General features: G+C 54.3%; 18 protein-coding genes and 1 pseudogene. 4 read left to right on the forward strand and 15 right to left on the reverse strand.

What is annotated here, in order from left to right; genetic code table 11:
• Positions 1-19: 19 nt before the first annotated feature.
• Entirely contained in the window at positions 20-745 is a 726-nt protein-coding gene (pepE, locus tag ACX9GT_RS23805) for a dipeptidase PepE (protein ID WP_473188999.1), read from the reverse strand.
• A gap of 245 nt (positions 746-990) precedes the next feature.
• Between pepE and rfaH the strand changes: the two genes are divergently transcribed.
• Positions 991-1,479 (forward strand): transcription/translation regulatory transformer protein RfaH, encoded by a 489-nt coding sequence (rfaH, locus tag ACX9GT_RS23810; protein ID WP_473189000.1) that lies wholly within the window; start codon positions 991-993, stop codon positions 1,477-1,479.
• A 105-nt stretch (positions 1,480-1,584) separates the two neighbouring features.
• Positions 1,585-3,060, forward strand: coding sequence for an IS1182 family transposase (locus ACX9GT_RS23815; RefSeq protein WP_473188488.1), 1,476 nt, complete (start codon positions 1,585-1,587; stop codon positions 3,058-3,060).
• Positions 3,061-3,141: 81 nt separating this feature from the next.
• Here ACX9GT_RS23815 and hemB read toward each other — a convergent pair whose 3' ends face one another.
• The 14 genes from hemB to udp form a co-directional block, all read right to left on the reverse strand.
• Positions 3,142-4,164: a porphobilinogen synthase gene (gene hemB / locus ACX9GT_RS23820; RefSeq protein WP_473189001.1), complete on the reverse strand. Its 1,023-nt coding sequence runs from the start codon at positions 4,162-4,164 to the stop codon at positions 3,142-3,144.
• Between the two features lie 14 nt (positions 4,165-4,178).
• Positions 4,179-4,961, reverse strand: a complete 783-nt coding sequence (gene tatD, locus ACX9GT_RS23825; RefSeq protein ID WP_473189002.1) for a 3'-5' ssDNA/RNA exonuclease TatD — start codon at positions 4,959-4,961, stop codon at positions 4,179-4,181.
• Positions 4,962-5,014: 53 nt separating this feature from the next.
• Positions 5,015-5,785 carry a Sec-independent protein translocase subunit TatC gene (tatC, locus tag ACX9GT_RS23830; RefSeq protein ID WP_473189003.1) on the reverse strand — a complete coding sequence of 257 codons (771 nt, stop codon included), beginning with the start codon at positions 5,783-5,785 and terminating at the stop codon, positions 5,015-5,017.
• A gap of 3 nt (positions 5,786-5,788) precedes the next feature.
• A complete protein-coding gene (gene tatB / locus ACX9GT_RS23835; RefSeq protein WP_473189004.1) occupies positions 5,789-6,340 on the reverse strand; it encodes a Sec-independent protein translocase protein TatB in 552 nt (183 codons plus the stop codon).
• Positions 6,341-6,343: 3 nt separating this feature from the next.
• Entirely contained in the window at positions 6,344-6,607 is a 264-nt protein-coding gene (gene tatA, locus ACX9GT_RS23840; protein WP_473189005.1) for a Sec-independent protein translocase subunit TatA, read from the reverse strand.
• 103 nt (positions 6,608-6,710) lie between these two features.
• A complete protein-coding gene (gene ubiB, locus ACX9GT_RS23845; RefSeq protein WP_473189006.1) occupies positions 6,711-8,342 on the reverse strand; it encodes a ubiquinone biosynthesis regulatory protein kinase UbiB in 1,632 nt (543 codons plus the stop codon).
• Positions 8,339-8,947: a ubiquinone biosynthesis protein UbiJ gene (gene ubiJ, locus ACX9GT_RS23850; protein ID WP_473191678.1), complete on the reverse strand. Its 609-nt coding sequence runs from the start codon at positions 8,945-8,947 to the stop codon at positions 8,339-8,341. The genes ubiB and ubiJ overlap by 4 nt, the downstream gene beginning before the upstream one ends.
• A 13-nt stretch (positions 8,948-8,960) precedes the next feature.
• On the reverse strand, positions 8,961-9,716 hold the full coding sequence (gene ubiE / locus ACX9GT_RS23855; protein ID WP_473189007.1) for a bifunctional demethylmenaquinone methyltransferase/2-methoxy-6-polyprenyl-1,4-benzoquinol methylase UbiE: 756 nt from the start codon (positions 9,714-9,716) through the stop codon (positions 8,961-8,963).
• Between the two features lie 80 nt (positions 9,717-9,796).
• The gene (gene rmuC / locus ACX9GT_RS23860) at positions 9,797-11,332 is read right to left on the reverse strand and encodes a DNA recombination protein RmuC (protein WP_473189008.1); all 1,536 of its coding nucleotides are present in this window, start codon (positions 11,330-11,332) and stop codon (positions 9,797-9,799) included.
• A 128-nt stretch (positions 11,333-11,460) separates the two neighbouring features.
• Positions 11,461-12,774, reverse strand: a complete 1,314-nt coding sequence (locus ACX9GT_RS23865) for an OprD family outer membrane porin (protein ID WP_473189009.1) — start codon at positions 12,772-12,774, stop codon at positions 11,461-11,463.
• 95 nt (positions 12,775-12,869) lie between these two features.
• Positions 12,870-13,652: a histidine phosphatase family protein gene (locus tag ACX9GT_RS23870; RefSeq protein ID WP_473191679.1), complete on the reverse strand. Its 783-nt coding sequence runs from the start codon at positions 13,650-13,652 to the stop codon at positions 12,870-12,872.
• Positions 13,653-13,982: 330 nt separating this feature from the next.
• A complete protein-coding gene (locus ACX9GT_RS23875) occupies positions 13,983-14,513 on the reverse strand; it encodes a DedA family protein (protein WP_473189010.1) in 531 nt (176 codons plus the stop codon).
• An 89-nt stretch (positions 14,514-14,602) separates the two neighbouring features.
• Positions 14,603-15,385: a tyrosine-protein phosphatase gene (locus ACX9GT_RS23880; RefSeq protein WP_473189011.1), complete on the reverse strand. Its 783-nt coding sequence runs from the start codon at positions 15,383-15,385 to the stop codon at positions 14,603-14,605.
• A 150-nt stretch (positions 15,386-15,535) separates the two neighbouring features.
• Positions 15,536-16,297, reverse strand: a complete 762-nt coding sequence (gene udp, locus ACX9GT_RS23885; RefSeq protein WP_473189012.1) for a uridine phosphorylase — start codon at positions 16,295-16,297, stop codon at positions 15,536-15,538.
• Positions 16,298-16,594: 297 nt separating this feature from the next.
• On the opposite strand from udp, the pseudogene ACX9GT_RS23890 reads away from it, so the two are divergent.
• Positions 16,595-16,953, forward strand: a pseudogene (locus ACX9GT_RS23890) (helix-turn-helix domain-containing protein).
• A gap of 161 nt (positions 16,954-17,114) precedes the next feature.
• The gene (locus tag ACX9GT_RS23895; RefSeq protein WP_473189013.1) at positions 17,115-17,951 is read left to right on the forward strand and encodes a dienelactone hydrolase family protein; all 837 of its coding nucleotides are present in this window, start codon (positions 17,115-17,117) and stop codon (positions 17,949-17,951) included.
• Positions 17,952-17,953 lie beyond the last annotated feature (2 nt).

The following is a 17,953-nucleotide window of genomic DNA, read 5'->3' on the forward strand; positions in this document are numbered from 1 at the left end:
TTAAACGAAGCTCAACGGATCAATGACAGGTAAACGGCACTAGCGGGCGCAATGCCTGCGTGTCGTGATACTCCTGCGTCTCTACCCCATGGCGGAACACCTTGAAACCCTGCTGCTTGGCACTGAAATAACGCAGATCGTTACCGCTGACGTGCAACAGGCTGCCTTCGCGCAATGCCACCACCGACTCGCTCGGGTTGACCGCGCAAAACTCTGCCAATCGCTCATCACGGGTTTCCCCCATGTGGCCACTGATATGGGCATCGATATAGTGCGGATTAATCTGCAACGGGAACAGGCCCAGGGCGGGTAGCACTACGCTGTTACGCACTGGCATATCGTTGGTGGTACGGATACTCGGTGTCGCCACGTTGCAGCCCGCGCTCCAACCTACGTAAGGCACATTACGTTCACGCACCGCGCGCTGGATGGGCACGATCAGGCTCTGTTCGTGCAGCATCTGGTTCAGCATCCAGGTATTGCCACCGCTGATCAGGATGCATTCGGCCTGCGCGATCGCCGCCGCCGGAGACTCGGCATGATGAATGCTGGTGACCTTGATACCCAACGCCTGGGTCAGCTCTTGCGCCCGCTGATCGTAATCGCTGCGGATCAGTGCATAAGGGATTAATACCGCAGAGGCGATCTTACAGCGTTCAATCATCGCCAACAGTTGGTTTTTGGCATAGCCGAGCAGTTCGGCCTCACCGGAAAGTTTGCCGTTACTCAGCAGAAATAGCTCCATGTCTCTCCCTCAATTCAGAAATGATAATGACGTCACATTGGTCATCTGACACGCCTACAATACTGTGACAGTAACAAATTTAAAGCCTACTGTTATACCTGAGCAGGGTAGATAAGTGTGTGATATTCCCCTGACAGCCAAAGATTCATACAGATAGAGATTGTCACAGACAGAAAATCCGCGTTACTAGGTATCCGTTGCGGCTTTTGCTATGCTTACTGGCTGACAGAAAGGCATGTGAAATTATGGAATCTTGGTATTTACTTTATTGTAAGCGTGGCCAACTTTTACGGGCGCAGGAACACTTGGTGCGGCAAGAAGTGAACTGTCTAAGCCCGATTATCACGCTGGAAAAGATCGTACGCGGTAAGCGTATTGCGGTCGATGAGCCGTTATTTCCCAACTATCTGTTCGTCGAGTTCGATCCGGAGCGCATTCATACCACCACGATCAGCGCAACCCGAGGTGTCAGTCACTTTGTGCGTTTTGGGGCTTTACCGGCTCTCATTCCGCTACAGGTTATTGAAGAGCTTCAGGCACACGGTGATGAGCATTATGTCGATCCACAAACCCCACAGCCGGGCGATGCCGTGTTGATTACCAACGGAGTCTTTGAAGGCTTAAAGGCGATCTACACCGAACCGGATGGTGAAACCCGTTCCATGCTGTTGCTGAACCTGATCAACAAACAGGTCAGCCAAAGTATTGATAACCGGCAATTCCAGAAGCTGTAATGCGAACAGGCACCCTTGGGTGCCTGTCAGATTGATGACAAAGTCCTGGCCGTGAGGCCAGGACTTTGATCTAATAAGGTCAGTGCAAAAAATGGACTGACTGCCATGCTCAAAACACCCTCTCCCCAGCAATATCAGTTTGAAACCATCACCCTGGATGAGTTGGTCCCTGAAGACCATCTGGTTCGCCAAATCGATGCCGCCATCGATTTTGAATTTATCCGCGATGCCGTTGCTCATCTCTATTGTCCTGATAACGGCAGACCCGCTATTGACCCCGTTCGCCTGATTAAAATGATGCTGCTGGGTTATCTCTTCGGTATCCCCAGCGAGCGCCGTCTGGTCAAGGAAATACAGGTCAATGTCGCTTATCGCTGGTTCCTGCGTATGGCCCTCACCGAAAAAGTCCCTGACGCCTCGACCCTGAGCCAGAACCGCCTCCGCCGCTTCAACCACAGCGACGTCTTCCAGCAGATTTTTGACCACATCGTGGAACAGGCTCTCAGCCGCGGCATGGCCAACGGGCGTGTTCTTTACACTGACAGCACGCACTTGAAAGCCGACGCCAACCCTCGCAGAGCGGTGAATGAAGAACGTCCGGTGGGCATCAGTGAATATCTGGAGCAGCTTGATGCTGCTGTAGAGGCCGACAGGAAGAAGCACGAAAAAAAGCCGCTGCCCGCCGTAAAAAAGACACCCGAAAACGCCGTCGCCGTTAAGAACACCAAAGTCAGCACCACTGACCCGGAAAGCGGCTTTATGCACCGGGACAACAAACCGAAGGGCTTCTTCTATCTGGACCACCGCACGGTGGACGGGAAGCACGGCATCATCCTGGATACGCATGTGACACCGGGTAATGTCCATGACAGCCAGCCCTTTATCGGGCGACTTGAGCGGCAGGTAGAGCGCTTCGGTCTGGAGCCGGTGGCGGTGGGCGTGGACGCGGGTTACTTCACCGCCGCGGTGTGCCATCTGACACAGGAAATGGGTATCGCGCTGGTTCCCGGCTATCGGCGGCCGCACAAAGGTCAGAATGACTTCCAGAAAAAGCACTTCAGGTACGATGAGAAGCGTGATGTGTATGTGTGCCCGGCAGACACGTTGCTGGTCTACAGCACGACAGACCGTAACGGTTATCGGCATTACCGTTCACCCCCGGCAGTGTGCCAGCGGTGTGAGCAGAGGCAGCAATGTACGCAGAACAGCAAGGCACAGAAAACGATAACGCGGCATGTGTGGGAAGAGGCGAAAGAGGAAGCCAACAGGTTACGGCTGACGAAATGGGGCAAGAAAATCTACGCGCGGCGCAAAGAGACAGTGGAGAGAAGCTTCGCGGATGCGAAACAGCACCATGGCCATCGATATGCGCGGTTCCGTGGCCTGTCAAAAGTGCAGATGCAGTGCCTGCTGGCGGCCACAGCGCAGAATATGAAAAAGATGGCGCTGCTGGCGCTTCTTTATTGTCTTTACCGGTGGTGGAAAGCGTCTTGGGAAGGCCAGAAAGGTGCCTTGGGCGAACAGAAGTTGCCAATGACGGGGTTATGGAAAAATATCGCGATCGCGACCTGCGGTCGCTAAAAAAGAAGAACCCCACCTGAAGAAGTGGGGTTAGTCAGCAGTCTGACAGGCACCCTTGGGTGCCTGTTTGGTATTGGCCGATTAACGCCGCATCGCATCCTCATGCAGCCACTGCGCAACACGCTTGGCGAAATAAGTCAGCACACCGTCCGCCCCTGCACGTTTGAAACACATCAGGGACTCCATCACCGCCGGTTGCTCCTGCAACCAGCCGTTCTGAATCGCAGCCATATGCATCGCATATTCACCGGAAACCTGATAAGCGAAGGTCGGCACGCCGAAGGTATCTTTCACGCGGCGTACCACGTCCAGATACGGCATCCCCGGTTTCACCATCACCATATCTGCCCCCTCGTGCAGATCCTGAGCAATTTCCTGTAACGCTTCGTCGCTGTTGGCCGGATCCATCTGATAGGTCTTCTTGTTGCCGCCTTTCAGGTTACCGCTCGAACCCAGCGCATCGCGGAACGGGCCGTAATAGCAGGAAGCATATTTGGCGGAATAGGCCATGATCTGGGTATTGACCAGGCCTTGCAGTTCCAGCCGATCGCGGATCGCCCCGATGCGGCCATCCATCATATCGCTGGGTGCGACGATCTCGGCACCGGCTTCCGCATGGGACAGCGCCTGACGCACCAGAATATCTTTGCTGATATCGTTGATCACATAACCCTGCTCGTCGATCACTCCATCCTGCCCATGAGTGGTGTACGGATCGAGCGCCACATCGGTCAGGATCCCCAACTCAGGCACGGCGTCTTTCAGCGCACGCACGGTACGCTGCACCAGGCCATCCGGATTATAGGCCTCTTCCGCATGCAGTGACTTCAGCGCGGGTTCAATCACCGGGAACAGGGAGATCACCGGCACGCCGAGTTTAGCGATGGTTTCCGCCTCTTTGATCAGCAGATCGATGGTCATGCGCGACACACCGGGCATCGATGCGACGGCTTCCTGGCGGTTGCTGCCCTCCATCACAAATACCGGGTAAATCAGGTCATTCACCGTCACTTGATTTTCAGCCATCAGGCGGCGGCTGAAATCATGGCGGCGCAGGCGGCGCATACGGCGACCAGGGAAAGTGCCCGGAAATGCATAGCTCATAGTTTTCTCCTTGCTCATACCAGCCGGAACAACCGGCGGGCGTTGTCATCGGTTTTCCTGCCCAGCCACTCAGGGTCTTCCTGTCGCCAGGCAGCAACCTGCCGGACAATGTGGGGCAGAAAACAGGGTTCGTTGCGGCGAGATGCCGGTTTTGGCTGCAAATCCCGTGGCAACAGGTAGGGGGCGTCGGTTTCCAGCAGCAGACGATCGGCAGGGATGTGCGGCAGTAGCGCCCGTAGTTCCAGGCCACGGCGCTCATCACACACCCAGCCGGTGATGCCGATCGACAAGCCCAGTGCCAGGCAGCCTGCCAACTCTTCCGCCGTGCCGGTAAAACAGTGCACTACCGCGGCGGGCAGTTTATCCAACCAGGGTGCCAGCAGCGCGGCAAAACGTGCGTGTGCTTCACGGCAATGCAGGAATACCGGCATATTGAGCTCTGCCGCCAGCGCCAGTTGGGCACTGAATGCCGCTTCCTGCTCCGCCGGGGTGGAAAAGTTGCGGTTAAAATCCAGCCCACATTCGCCGATCGCCACCACCTCTGGCCGCAACGCAAGCTGGCGGAGCTGCTGCGCCACCTCTGCGTTCCAACTGCTGGCATGATGCGGATGCACACCGGCAGTAGACCAGCAATAGCCGCGCTGTTGCTGAGCCAACGTGCTGGCTGCCACGCTTTCCTGCAGGTTGGTGCCGGTAATCAGCAGGCCCGTAACGCCCGCCATTCGCGCGCGTTCAACCACCTGCGGAACGTCTTTGGCAAATTGTGAACTGGTCAGGTTAACGCCGATATCAAACATGGTTTTTCCAAAGCAAAAACCGCCCATCAGGGCGGCTTATCGAATAGCTGAGATTAAACCGCAGGCGGCTCTTCTTCACCTTCATCCTCTTCTGCCGGTTTACGCCGTTTCCCGACGTAGAAACGGGCACAAAATACGCCCACCTCAAACAGCAGGTACATCGGGATCGCCAGCAGGGTTTGTGAGAACACGTCCGGTGGTGTTAACAACATGCCGACCACAAACGCGCCAACCAACACATACGGGCGTTTCTTGCGCAGATCGTCCGGCGTAGTCACACCGCTCCAGCACAGCAGAACGATGGCAACCGGAACCTCAAACGCCACGCCAAACGCCATAAACAGCGCCATAACGAAGTTGAGATAGTTGTTGATATCGGTAGCGATCAGTACCCCTACCGGCGCAGTCTTGGCAAAGAAACCAAAAGCCAGCGGGAACACCACAAAATAGGCAAACGCCATACCGAGATAAAACAGCAGGCTGCTGGACACCAGCAAAGGCATCATCAGGCGGCGCTCATGCTTATACAAAGCAGGCGCGATAAAGGCCCAAACCTGATAGAGAATGACCGGTGCGGAGAGGATCACCGAAACCATCATCGTTAACTTAATCGGGGTAAAGAACGGTGAGGCCACATCGGTGGCAATCATGCTCGCCCCGGCGGGCAACTGTTTGATCAGCGGCGCAGACACCACCTGATAAATGTCGTTGGCGAAAAACACCAACACAAGAAAGATCACCAGCACGCTGATAATCGAATTCAACAGCCGCTTACGCAGTTCGATCAAATGACTGATAAGCGGTTGGGTATCTTCAACGGCCATGTTTTAACGTTCGCCACTAGGTTGTTGAGACGCAGGGATTTTATCCGCCACTGGCTCTTGAATGGCCTGCGTTGCAGGGGCTTGCGTCACAGGCGCCGTTGCAGCAACAGTTTCCACTGCGGGCACAGGTTCTGCCGAGTGCGGCACAGCGGCTGGTACGGATGCAGTGGTTACCGCGTCCGCTGGGGTGACACCGTCGTGAATCGCTTCAGGGTCGGTCGCCGCCGGGTTATGAATGGTGTGCGCTGGCTCGTTCGGATCGCTATGATAAGAACGTTTCAGTGACTCTGCCGCTTCTTTCAACTCATCCATGGATGCTTTGAGTTCCGGTGTCAGATTCTGCAAACCGGCACTCTCCACCTTCTTCAGGCTTTCCTGCAACTCCTGCAGTTTCAACTCCTGCGAAAGCTCATTTTGCACCGAAGCCGCCAAAGAGCGCAGCGCCCGGATCCAGCCAGCGACTGTTCTGACCGCCACCGGCAAGCGTTCCGGCCCGAGCACAACCAGGCCGATTACCATCACCAGCAGCAGTTCACCAAACCCAATGTCAAACACGGTTTATACCTGCTCTTTGTTCTTCGACTCTTCGGTTTTCACTTCCGGCTGCTTATCGGTGATAGGCTTGGCCGTAAAGTCAGCGTCATCCAGGCTGCTTTTCTCAGCCGTGTTAGCCGGTGGCGTAGTGTCATCACCGATCGCCTTTTTGAAGCCTTTGATTGATGCACCGAGATCGGATCCCAGCGTACGGAGCTTTTTGGTACCAAACAGCAGCACCACGATCACTGCGATGATCAACAATTGCGTAATACTAATACCGCCCATTCCAATAGCCTCTAGATTAAAGGGTTATTCCATGTTGCCGCATTATACCCTTTTCATCTTTCAATGGGATATGCAACAACCTGTAACCGGGTTTTGAATTCATTCAGGTGGTGCGCTTCCAACCCACGCACCAGGCGATCACGCCACCGGCAATCAGCCATACAGGAAGCACTTTGACATCTCCCAGCAGCAAAATCGTACCACTGACTAACAGTGTAGCGCCAACCCCAAACAAATACCGTGATTGACCTTGGCGAATGCGCTGCCCTTGCATCTGGCTGGTCAGCTTATCCACACTTTGCTGCAACCGTTTATGCTGTTGCAGGCTATCGTAAAATAGTTCAGGTAATTCAGGCAGTTTCTCGGCCCAGAACGGGGCTTTTTCTTTCAGCGCCCGGATCACGGCGGGAATACCCACCTGATCGCGCAGCCAACTTTCCAGAAACGGTTTCGCCGTCGTCCAGAGATCCAGCTGCGGATAAAGCTGGCGGCCCAAGCCTTCAACATATAACAAGGTTTTCTGTAATAACACCAGCTGCGGCTGCACTTCCATATTGAAGCGGCGCGCCGTGTTGAACAGGTTGAGCAGCACATTACCAAACGAAATTTCCGCCAGCGGCTTTTCAAAAATCGGCTCACAGACGGTGCGGATGGCAAACTCGAAATCTTCTACGTTGGTATCAGGCGGCACCCAGCCGGAATCGACGTGTAATTCCGCCACCTTGCGGTAGTCACGGTTAAAAAAGGCGATAAAGTTTTCCGCCAGATAGCGCTTATCATCCTTGTTCAACGAACCAACGATGCCGCAGTCAATCCCGATATAGCACGGATCCTGCGGATGCTCGTAGCTGACAAAAATATTGCCAGGGTGCATGTCGGCATGGAAGAAGCTGTCGCGGAACACCTGGGTAAAGAACACCTGCACGCCGCGCTCTGCCAGCAGTTTCATATTGGTACCCTGCTGTTCCAAGGCTTCAATATCCGACACCGGTATGCCGTAAATCCGCTCCATCACCAGCACGCTTTCGCGGCAGTAATCGGAGTAAATTTCAGGCACGTAGAGCATCGGGCTGCCGTCGAAATTACGGCGTAGCTGGATGGCGTTGGCCGCTTCACGCAGCAGGTTCAACTCGTCCAGCAGGGTTTTCTCGTATTCGCGCACCACTTCACGCGGGCGCAGGCGGCGGCCATCCGGCATCAGCATCGGCACCCAGCCCGCCAAGCGGTACATCAACCGCACATCGGCCTTGATAATCGGCCCAATGTCCGGGCGGATCACTTTCAGCACCACTTCCTGCCCGGTGCTTTTCAGCCGTGCGGTATGCACTTGGGCGATAGAAGCGGAGGCCAGCGCCTGCTGATCGAAATCATCAAACCAGGTTTCCAGCGGGCCACCCATCGCCAGTTCGATATGCTGGCGGGCCAACGCGCCATCAAACGGCGCAACGCGGTCCTGTAACAGCGTCAGTTGATCGGCAATGTGCGGAGGAAATAAGTCACGGCGGGTCGACATCATCTGGCCGAACTTGATCCACACCGGGCCAAGCTCCTGCAACGCCAAACGCAGGCGTTCGCCCAGCGGCATGTCTTTATGGCGATTCGGCATCCAGAACAGCAGGCGGCGGCCAAAACGCAATGGCCATGTCAGGCGCATTTTGGGGATCAGCTCATCCAAGCCGTAGCTGAGAAAAACGCGGATAATCAAATACAGGCGGCATAGTTCGCCAGGGGTCATCGTTTACCCTCCAACTTGTCCATTCGGGCAATCAGTGCTTCCGCACTACGGGCAGCGGCATCAACCTCTTCGTTAAACCACACCACTTCAAGCGGCCCAGGGGCCACGCGCCATTCTTCCGTCAAGGTTTCCGCCACATAATGCTGCTGGCGTTGTAAACCTGATTTAAACAGACTGGCACCTTTGCCGACGATCTGGCTGATCCCTTGCGCGGCGATATCACCGATATAGGGTGCCAACCATTCCGCCGGATCCCATTCCGCCAGATCGAGCAGCGCCACCAACTGTTGCACCACCTGAATATCGCCTTCGACGATCAGTTCACCGCTGCGCATCAGCGGCGAAAGCTGCTGGCGATCGCGCAATTTCAGCAGTACCGACAGGCGGGTTTGCACGGTGCAATCCGCGCTATCTTCAGACTGGCCGAGCACATCGACCCGTTGCTCGCTGAACACCAGCACCAGCGGCGCACTGAGTTCCTGCAATTCGATGCGCAACACTTTCCCCACCAGCCGCTGACGCGCGGCCTTCATGCTGCGATCGCGAAATAGCAGACTATTGAGCGAAGTTTCTACTACGCCGGTCAGTAACGGGGTTAACAGTATCGGCATTTCCATATCAGAACTTGAAGCCTCGGTGCAGAGCCACAATGCCACCAGTCAGGTTGAAATAGCTGACGTTTTCGAAACCGGCGTTCGCCATCATCCCCTTAAGCGTATCCTGATCCGGATGCATGCGGATCGACTCCGCCAGATAGCGGTAACTGTCCGGATCTTTCACCACCAGCTCACCGATTTTTGGCAGCACGTGGAAAGAGTAGGCATCGTAGGCTTTGCTCAGCGGTTCCAGCAGCGGTTTGGAGAATTCCAGCACCAGCAGGCGGCCGCCCGGCTTCAGCACGCGGAACATCGAGCGCAGCGCTTTGTCTTTATCAGTGACGTTGCGCAGGCCAAAGGAGATGGTGATGCAATCGAAATAGTTGTCTGGGAACGGCAGGGCTTCGGCGTTGGCTTGCACGTAATTGATGTTACCGACGATGCCGAGATCGCGCAGTTTTTCGCGCCCCATTTTCAGCATCGAATCGTTGATATCCGCCAGCACCACCTGCCCTTGCTCACCCACCATGCGGGAAAACTTGGCCGCCAGATCGCCGGTTCCGCCCGCCAGATCCAGCACGCGCTGGCCACGGCGCACGCCGCTGCAATCAATGGTGAAACGCTTCCAGATACGGTGGATGCCAAACGACATCAGGTCGTTCATCACGTCATACTTTGCGGCTACCGAGTGAAAAACATTGGCCACCATGGCCTGTTTTTCCTCTCTTGCCACGGTGCGAAAACCAAAATCAGTGGTTTCCTGCGTTTGATCTGCCATTGTCCTGCCTGCTATTCAGTCAATTTTGTGTGGTGGAGTGTACCAGAAAACCGGCGAAACACCCCACCTTGCAAAGGCTTTCACCCCCGCGATGCGGAGCGCGGTTCTTCGGTGTTATCATCGTCGACGGCTTCGGGCAACGCGTCGATCTCGTCATCGGCCTCGTCGTCATGTTCGGCGCTGGCCTGCTGTGCCAGCAACGGTTGGATGGGTCGTTTGACCTCAACCCCCAGCGCGCGGAAGCCCTCAATCCTGCCGATAAGGTTACCACGCCCTTCGCTCAGTTTGCTCATCGCTTGGCGATAGCTGCCCTGTGCTTTGTCCAGGCTTTGCCCCAGCGCCGACATATCGTCAACGAACAGCCGCATCTTGTCATACAACCGCGCAGCACGATCGGCAATGCGTTGGGCATTCTGGCTTTGATGCTCGTAACGCCACAGATTGGTGATGGTGCGCAGCGCCACCAGCAGCGTGGTGGGGCTCACCAGCATAATGTTGTGCTTTAATGCTTCGCTGATCAGTTCCGGTTCACGATCGATCGCCAGCAGAAACGCGGGTTCCACCGGGATAAACATCAGCACGTAATCCAGCGAACGCAGGCCTGGCAGTTGCTGATAGTCTTTGCGGCCCAACAGGCGAATATGACCACGCAGCGAAGCAATATGCTCGCTCAGCGCCGCTTCACGCTCCAACTCATCCTCACTATTGAAGTAACGCTCGTAAGCCACCAGCGACATTTTGGCATCAATCACCACATCTTTGCCCTGCGGTAAACGCACGATCACATCGGGCTGCATCCGGCTTTGATGATCCAGCCGCACGTTGACCTGCGTTTCATATTCATGCCCTTCACGCAGCCCGGAAGCCTCCAGCACCCGGCTCAGCACCACTTCCCCCCAGTTGCCCTGAGTTTTGTTATCGCCTTTCAGCGCTTTGGTGAGGTTAAGAGCTTCACGCGCCATCTGCGCGTTCAATTGCTGAAGGTTACGGATTTCGTGCGTCAGCGTATGGCGCTCACGAGCTTCTTGGCCGAAGCTGTCTTGCACCTGACGGCGGAAACCGTCCAGTTGCTCGCGCAGCGGCAGCAACAGGCGATCCAGGCTTTGCTGGTTCTGCTCATCTACCTTGCGGCCGCTGTGTTCAAAAATGCGATTCGCCAGATTTTCGAATTGAGTGGTCAGCCGTTGTTCACTGTTGATCAGCAACCGCTGTTTCTCTTCGGCCGCCATGCGGGTTTCTTCCAGGCGAATAGTAACTTCACGCAGTTCCGCTTCCTGGGCGCTGTTCACTTCACGCTGCGCCCGCAGTTCCTGATTCAACTGCTCGCATTCGTTGCGCCAGTGATTGAGTTGCTGCATCCGCTCCTGTCCGGCAGCTACCTGGCTATGTAACTGCCGCAATTCCAGCTCATTTTGCCGCAGTTGTTGCTCGTGGCGTTGCAGCATCTCCTGGCGGCTAGCAGTTTCCTGCTGCGCCTGTTGCAGGGATTGTTCCAGCAAGCGCAGGTCAGTTTCATGCTGGGCGCTGTGCTGTTGCAGCCGCAGGCTGGCGATCAACCAGCCCAGCAGCACACCGATCGCCACCCCGCCAATACCGTAAACTAAACTGGACTCCACCCTGCCCCCTATAACCTATGTCATTGCGTTGCCTGCCACGTTAAAGGGAGCCTGTATGGATGTCCAGCGTGTTTTTATTCGGGGGTGACGCGGTGCCCGGTTGCAGCACCGCGCTGATTAAAGCAGAGTTAAAACAGTTTGAAGCGATACTCGGCGATAAACTCAGCGGCCAGCGAATGCGACGTGAGGTAATCCCCTTGGGACAGTATCGGTGTTTTATTGACGTTCTTGTAGGACCACCCTGGCCCAAACATGGCGAACACCGTCAGGTTCTTCAGCTTCGGATGGGATGGAACCCAACGGCCGAAGATATTCACCTCGCCGGTACGTACCGTCGTCCCCTGGTAGTTGAACTGACCGTAAATCCCCCCCAATCCCGCGCTGAATTCAGGCGTAATATTGTATTCTGCAATAGACCCCAGCATGGTTTCACCATCCCGCATATAGTCTTCACCGGCATAGGCCATCGAAGTAAAGGTACCGCGTGAGTTTCGCGCCATATGACGCGGGTAAAACCCAAGCTCACCGTCGGCCTTCGGTGCCCGCGTGTGGGCAATACCGAGTTTGAGGCTCCAAAGTTTCTCCTGCCATTTGGCATCAAAGGCGTAGTGGTTGGCATTACGATCGAAATTACGCCTGCTCAACGCCATTTCTTTGTAATCATCCAACGCCTGTGTGGTGTAAATCTGGCTGCCCAAGTTGAGGTTGTTATTGGGTTTCAGCGCCACGCGCAGGATCTGGCGGCGCAGGTAATTTTGCGATTCACCGTAAGCCAGTTGGCCGTTGAACAGGCTATTTTCATAACCCAGTTCACCCGTAGCCAGATGGTTAATCTCACGGCCATCGTTGGTTTGCAGGCGCAGGCTGTCTGGCGAGTTGCGTTCCATGGAACGATCGACATAGGCCCCGCGCAGTGATAACCCCTCCCTCGCCACCCCACCGGACCAGCCCAGATAGGTGGTGGGTGAAAGCCGGGTTGAATTGGAGATCACGCCATAATTACGCAGCGTTTGCCAGCCAAACTGCGCATTCAGCGCCGCATCGCCAACCTCCCCCTTCAGTTTGAGATGGCGCTGGCCGAATTTGCTAAAACCGGCCGCGTTATCTTTGCTGTTGCCGGGGCCGTTGTTGTACAGCACCCCGCGCGAATTGAAATAGTCACTGGCCCCCAATTTTACCGCACTGTAGTAATCAATATTCACCCCAAGAGTATCGGCCAGATAACCGGACTGATACCCCAACGCCACCCCTTGCCCCCAGGCGTTATGCACAGTGGTAGGGTTGGCGGCGTCTTCTTTGAGGTATTTCCAGTAATTCTTCAGCGATAATTCAGCTTTGCTATCAGTGAAAAAAGGCGAAGAAAATACGCTTTCATCGGCGGCTTGAGCAACCGTTGAAAATAAAGCAATCGAAATCAAACACCATGAAGCAGAATTTTTCATTATTATTATCCCCTGGAGTCGGCATAGGAATTCCCTACCAGGGGATTGACTATTATCACCCTGGCATGTATTTATTGTTTTATATACCTAAGGAATTAACGGCCTTTATTTAACGCTTCCTTTCCTTTGGCGACATAACTCATATCACCCAAATCGGTGATCGTATATTTCCCGTCTTTATAAGTCACCTTGACTACCGCCGCATTAGCCAGTGGCTTATTCTTATTCGGATTATCGGTCATATCTGAAACCATCATCAGCATCGATAACCCGGAAGAAACAGCCAACACATTCTTGTCCCCTTCCTTCAAAGCCTCCTGCACAATGGTATGCAATGCGCGTTGCATGCGCGTTTTTACCTGCAAGGCATTTTCTGCTTCCTTCTTCTCATCGCTTTGGCTGATAGCATTCACCATCGTGATAAGGTCAATCTTGCCTTCGCCCGCCTGTTGGAACATTGCAGCCCCAGAGGCCATCCCCATCTGCTTGGCAGCGGCGTTCGCCATATCGGGGTTCGGTAAGCCTTCAAAGCCACCAAAGAACATTTCGCGTAAATCAGGCAGTTCCGTCACTTTAACGTCTGACTTGCCCATTTCCTTGAGGATCACCTGCATGGTTTCACGCTGGCGGCCAGCATCGCTGGTGTAATAACGTTCAAACGGAATATCTTTTAAACCGGCACCAAGATAGCGAGCGGTTTCAAGCCCCGGTGCCGTCAGCGGGGAATCTGACCACCCTTGAACACGATCATAAGTATTGAGTATGGTTTTTCCATGGCGGGCGAAGTAAATCGTCACGCTATCATCCGCCGCTGCAAACGCATTGGATGTCGTGGCAAAAGAAAGAGAAAGCAGAGAAGCCAATAACCATGTTTTTATTTTCATCTGATACTCCGTGACACAGATAGGTTAATTTAATTAATCATTAGCGAAGTCACTCTAATAATCAGGGCAAAAAAAAACCCAAACCCCTGACATTACGTCAAGAAAGTTTGGGTTTTGCCTGTTGATTAACAGTAACAATCCACTTGGTTAAAAATTAACATCTTCGAAAAATAAAGGAAGTTAAAACCTCAAATTAAAGACAGATTCGTGATCGTATTCTCACTCTGTCTGCAAGAACTAATAAATAACGTAAAGTGAACTCATAATAAACACGGGAATATTGTCACTCCCCTGCAACAACAGGGGAGCGCTAATATAAGGGATTTATCCCATCCATTGACTGAGCCATTTAATGCCATAGACGCCCGGAGCGAGAATACCGAATGCCCAAATCATCGCCGAGGTAATATTGGCAATCTGGAAAGAGGTTTGCGGCATCGCACAAATCCCCCCCACCAGCGGCACCACCGCGCGCAACGGGCCAAAGAAGCGGCCAAAGAAGATGCCCAGCACGCCCCAGCGTGCAAAAAACGCATGGCCACGCACCAGCAATTGCGGATTGCGCGACAGCGGCCACATATGGGCAACGCGATCCTGATAGTGATAACCCACCCAGTAGGAGAGCCAGTCACCAAAGAATGCACCGGCGGCAGCGGCGGCCCAAATCGGCCAGAAAGCAATGCCGCTTTCACCGATCAACGCCCCCAGCGCTAGCAAAATAACCGTGGCAGGCAGCAACAGCGACAGGAAGGCCAGCGATTCACCGAAAGCCAGAAAAAAGATAATCGGAATGGCCCAACCTTCATGCTGCCGCACGATGTCGCTGACCCAATGGACAATATCATTGAGACTCAATAGCAGGCTCCTTAAGCGAAAAATCCAGCCCCAAGGATACGCAATGCCAGCCCGCCTTGGTTAAACCTTGGCTAAACATGCCGCTATTGTTATTCCAGATAGACCGCCTGTAACTGCTCACGCTGGTTTTGCCCCAGCCCGTATTCGCTTTCCAACCAGCGATCGGCAGTACCATATTGTTCGCGAATACAGCCCAGCGCCGTCATCAGGAACTCTTCACGCGCACTCAACACATGGGCGAACTGCGCCAACGCGGCCGTATTCAAGCGAACGGAAAGCTGATCCAGCATATGCTCGCGGAAGGCCGCCAGCGTAGTTTCGGTCAGCAAGTAATCTTCAACCACCGTGGCCTCATCCGCTCCGAGCGCCAGCAACACCAGCGCCGAACCAACCCCGGTGCGATCTTTACCCACCGCACAGTGCTGCACAATCGCCCCGGGTTCAGGCGTGGTCAGCAATTGTGTCAGTTGGCGGTAGGCCGCATTGTTAAACGGCAGACGGCGGTACAGCTCCAGCATAAACGCCTGGGCATTGAACCTGGCCAACGTTTCGTTGGTGAGCTTCTCCAGGTTGGCATTCACTTCGCTGCTGAGCGGGTTCGCCGGGAAATGGTGATAATCCGCTCCCTGCCACAGCACATCCGGCTTGGCCTGCACTTCGTCAGCATCGCGGTAATCAAGCACCGAACGTATCGGCACTCCGGCCAGAAAAGCACAGTCGCTTTCGGTCAGGCGTTCCAGTGAGCCGGAACGGAACAGCAACCCACGTTTGATGCGGCGGCCATCGGCCACGCTGTTACCGCCGAGATCGCGGAAGTTGATGCCACCGTCAAGCGGGGCCAGTGAAGGATGAAGCAGGGGCTGGGCGATCATAGACATCCTCATAGCGATTATCTTGGGGAAATGTCATCACAAGTACCGGCCTGAAAAAGCGACCACGAGCATGACACAAGTGACTATCACCGTAACAGATTATAACAAGATGGAAAAACGGGCCGTTAAACGGCCCGAAATTGGCAAGGGTTACAACAGACGACGGGCAGCCTCGACCACAATCTGCACGGCCTGGCTTTCGGTTTTCTGCATGGTTTCCGCGTCAGGGATCTCCTGCTGGGTGCGGTTGACGATCACCCCGGCCACCATCCCGGCGCGCAGGCCCTGGCTGGCACACATGGTCAGCAGAGTCGCGGATTCCATTTCATAGTTCATGACACCCATAGATTGCCACTCGGCCATCGAGCCTTGGAAACGGCTGACCACCCGGCCGGAATAGGTGTCGTAACGCTCCTGGCCTGGGTAGAAGGTGTCGGAAGAGGCAGTGACGCCAATATGGGTCGTCGCACCGCTGGCTTTGGCCGCTGCCACCAGCGCCGTGGTACAGGCAAAATCGGCCACCGCCGGGAACTCCAGTGGCGCAAAGTGCAGGCTGGCACCGTCGAGGCGCACTGCCGCCGTGGTAACCAGCACATCACCCACATTAATATTGCTTTGGATCGCGCCGGTGGTGCCGATGCGCAAGAAAGTACGAATGCCCAGCTGTGCCAGCTCTTCAACCGCAATCGACGTCGATGGGCCGCCGATCCCGGTGGAACAAACGATGATCGCTTTGCCATCCAGCTCTGCACGCCATGAGGTAAATTCTCGATGTGATGCCAGATGCACCGGGTTTTCCATCAGCTTGGCAATTTTCTCTACGCGCTGCGGATCGCCGGGAACGATGGCGAGCGTCGCTCCTTGTAAATCGTTTTTAGTGAGGCCGAGATGGAAAACGTCAGATTGAGACATAGGAGACTCCTCTTGGATCCTGTTTATTGGGAGGAACAAAAAAGCACTCTACTGAAAATCGTCGGCTATTTTTGTGAATTAATTCACCATTAATTAAGAAACAAAAAATTAAATTACAAATATTTTGTGATTTTAATCACATAAAAAGGCGTATTGAACCACTAGATAAGTTTAGCTGGTGTAAGAAGATGAATCCCAATATGGGACTTTTTGCTTATGTTAGTCCCGCTACGGGACTAACATGCACAGGTACCCATCGCCAGTATGATGCTGAAACCGTCGAATTGGAGTAACAACATGCAAATCAAACCGATCCGTAACGAAGATGACTATCAGGCAGCCCTGAATGCTGTTTCTCCCCTGTTTGATAATGAGCCGGAAATGGGTTCACCTGAAGGAGATTTCTTTGAAGTCATGTGCCTGCTTATCGAAGAGTACGAAAAAAAGCATTACCCCATTGAGCCTCAACTCCCATTGAGGCAATAAAATTTCGGATGGAACAACAGGGCTTGACGATCAAGGATTTAGAACCCGCTATCGGTCGATCAAACCGGGTGTACGAAGTTCTTAACGGAACTCGTCAGTTAACCCTACCGATGATCCGTAATTTGCATAAGCAATTTAAGATCCCGCTAGAGAGCCTGGTTGGCCTTTAGCCGCATTTGCCGGAAATATATCGCTGCTCATCAACGGGGCCTGACCCATTTTAGTCACAGCTTCAATGGCTAAAAATACCCCACAAGATGCCAATACGCGGTAATCTTGCCTATAGTTAACCGTTCCCGAGCTTTTCTCTCATTGATTGCATGGAGACCGCATGAAAACCGAACAAGAGATAATATTAAAGCAGGCTCAGGGGGGATTTGCCCCGGCAGTGACACCGCTAGCCACATCGACGATGCAAACCGATGAACAGGGTATCCATACCGGGGAAACCACTATTCCTTCACAGGGCGACGAACTCCCGGCGTATATCGCCAAACCCGCCGATCACCCAGGGCCACTCCCGGTGATATTGGTGGTGCAGGAGATTTTCGGCGTGCATGAACATATTCAGGATCTGTGTCGCCGCCTGGCGAAACAGGGCTATCTGGCAATTGCCCCGGAACTCTATTTCCGCCAAGGGGACGCCAGAGATTACAGCGAAATCAGCGATCTTCTGCAAAACTTGGTCAGCAAAGTGCCAGACAATCAAGTGCTGGCCGATCTGGACCATACCGCACACTGGGCAACGCGCCACGGCGGTGATGCCAACAAGCTGGCGATCACCGGTTTCTGCTGGGGCGGGCGTATCACCTGGTTATATGCCGCACATAATCCGCAGTTGAAAGCCGCTGTAGCCTGGTATGGCAAACTGGTGGGGGAGAAAACCCTGAACTCACCGAAGCACCCGGTTGATATCGCGACGCATCTCTCCGCGCCAGTGCTGGGCCTGTATGGCGGCCAGGATGGCAGCATTCCGCAGGAGACAGTGGAAAGCATGCGCCAAGCGATCCGTGCGGCCAACGCTGATGCCGAGATCGTGGTTTACCCCGAGGCGGGCCATGCGTTCCATGCTGATTACCGCCCAAGCTATCACGCCGAAGCCTCCGCCGACGGTTGGCAACGCATGCTCAGTTGGTTTATCCAGCACGGCGTAGTGGGTGTGAAATAATC

It is taken from the genome of Serratia sp. YWN4, assembly GCF_055790845.1.

Excerpts from the sequence above, each read along its gene's own strand:
- pepE (WP_473188999.1), bottom strand. The coding sequence starts at position 745 with ATGGAGCTATTTCTGCTGAGTAACGGCAAACTTTCCGGTGAGGCCGAA.
- rfaH (WP_473189000.1), top strand. The coding sequence starts at position 991 with ATGGAATCTTGGTATTTACTTTATTGTAAGCGTGGCCAACTTTTACGG.
- ACX9GT_RS23815 (WP_473188488.1), top strand. The coding sequence starts at position 1,585 with ATGCTCAAAACACCCTCTCCCCAGCAATATCAGTTTGAAACCATCACC.
- hemB (WP_473189001.1), bottom strand. The coding sequence starts at position 4,164 with ATGAGCTATGCATTTCCGGGCACTTTCCCTGGTCGCCGTATGCGCCGC.
- tatD (WP_473189002.1), bottom strand. The coding sequence starts at position 4,961 with ATGTTTGATATCGGCGTTAACCTGACCAGTTCACAATTTGCCAAAGAC.
- tatC (WP_473189003.1), bottom strand. The coding sequence starts at position 5,785 with ATGGCCGTTGAAGATACCCAACCGCTTATCAGTCATTTGATCGAACTG.
- tatA (WP_473189005.1), bottom strand. The coding sequence starts at position 6,607 with ATGGGCGGTATTAGTATTACGCAATTGTTGATCATCGCAGTGATCGTG.
- ubiB (WP_473189006.1), bottom strand. The coding sequence starts at position 8,342 with ATGACCCCTGGCGAACTATGCCGCCTGTATTTGATTATCCGCGTTTTT.
- ubiE (WP_473189007.1), bottom strand. The coding sequence starts at position 9,716 with ATGGCAGATCAAACGCAGGAAACCACTGATTTTGGTTTTCGCACCGTG.
- ACX9GT_RS23865 (WP_473189009.1), bottom strand. The coding sequence starts at position 12,774 with ATGAAAAATTCTGCTTCATGGTGTTTGATTTCGATTGCTTTATTTTCA.
- ACX9GT_RS23880 (WP_473189011.1), bottom strand. The coding sequence starts at position 15,385 with ATGATCGCCCAGCCCCTGCTTCATCCTTCACTGGCCCCGCTTGACGGT.
- udp (WP_473189012.1), bottom strand. The coding sequence starts at position 16,297 with ATGTCTCAATCTGACGTTTTCCATCTCGGCCTCACTAAAAACGATTTA.
- ACX9GT_RS23895 (WP_473189013.1), top strand. The coding sequence starts at position 17,115 with ATGAAAACCGAACAAGAGATAATATTAAAGCAGGCTCAGGGGGGATTT.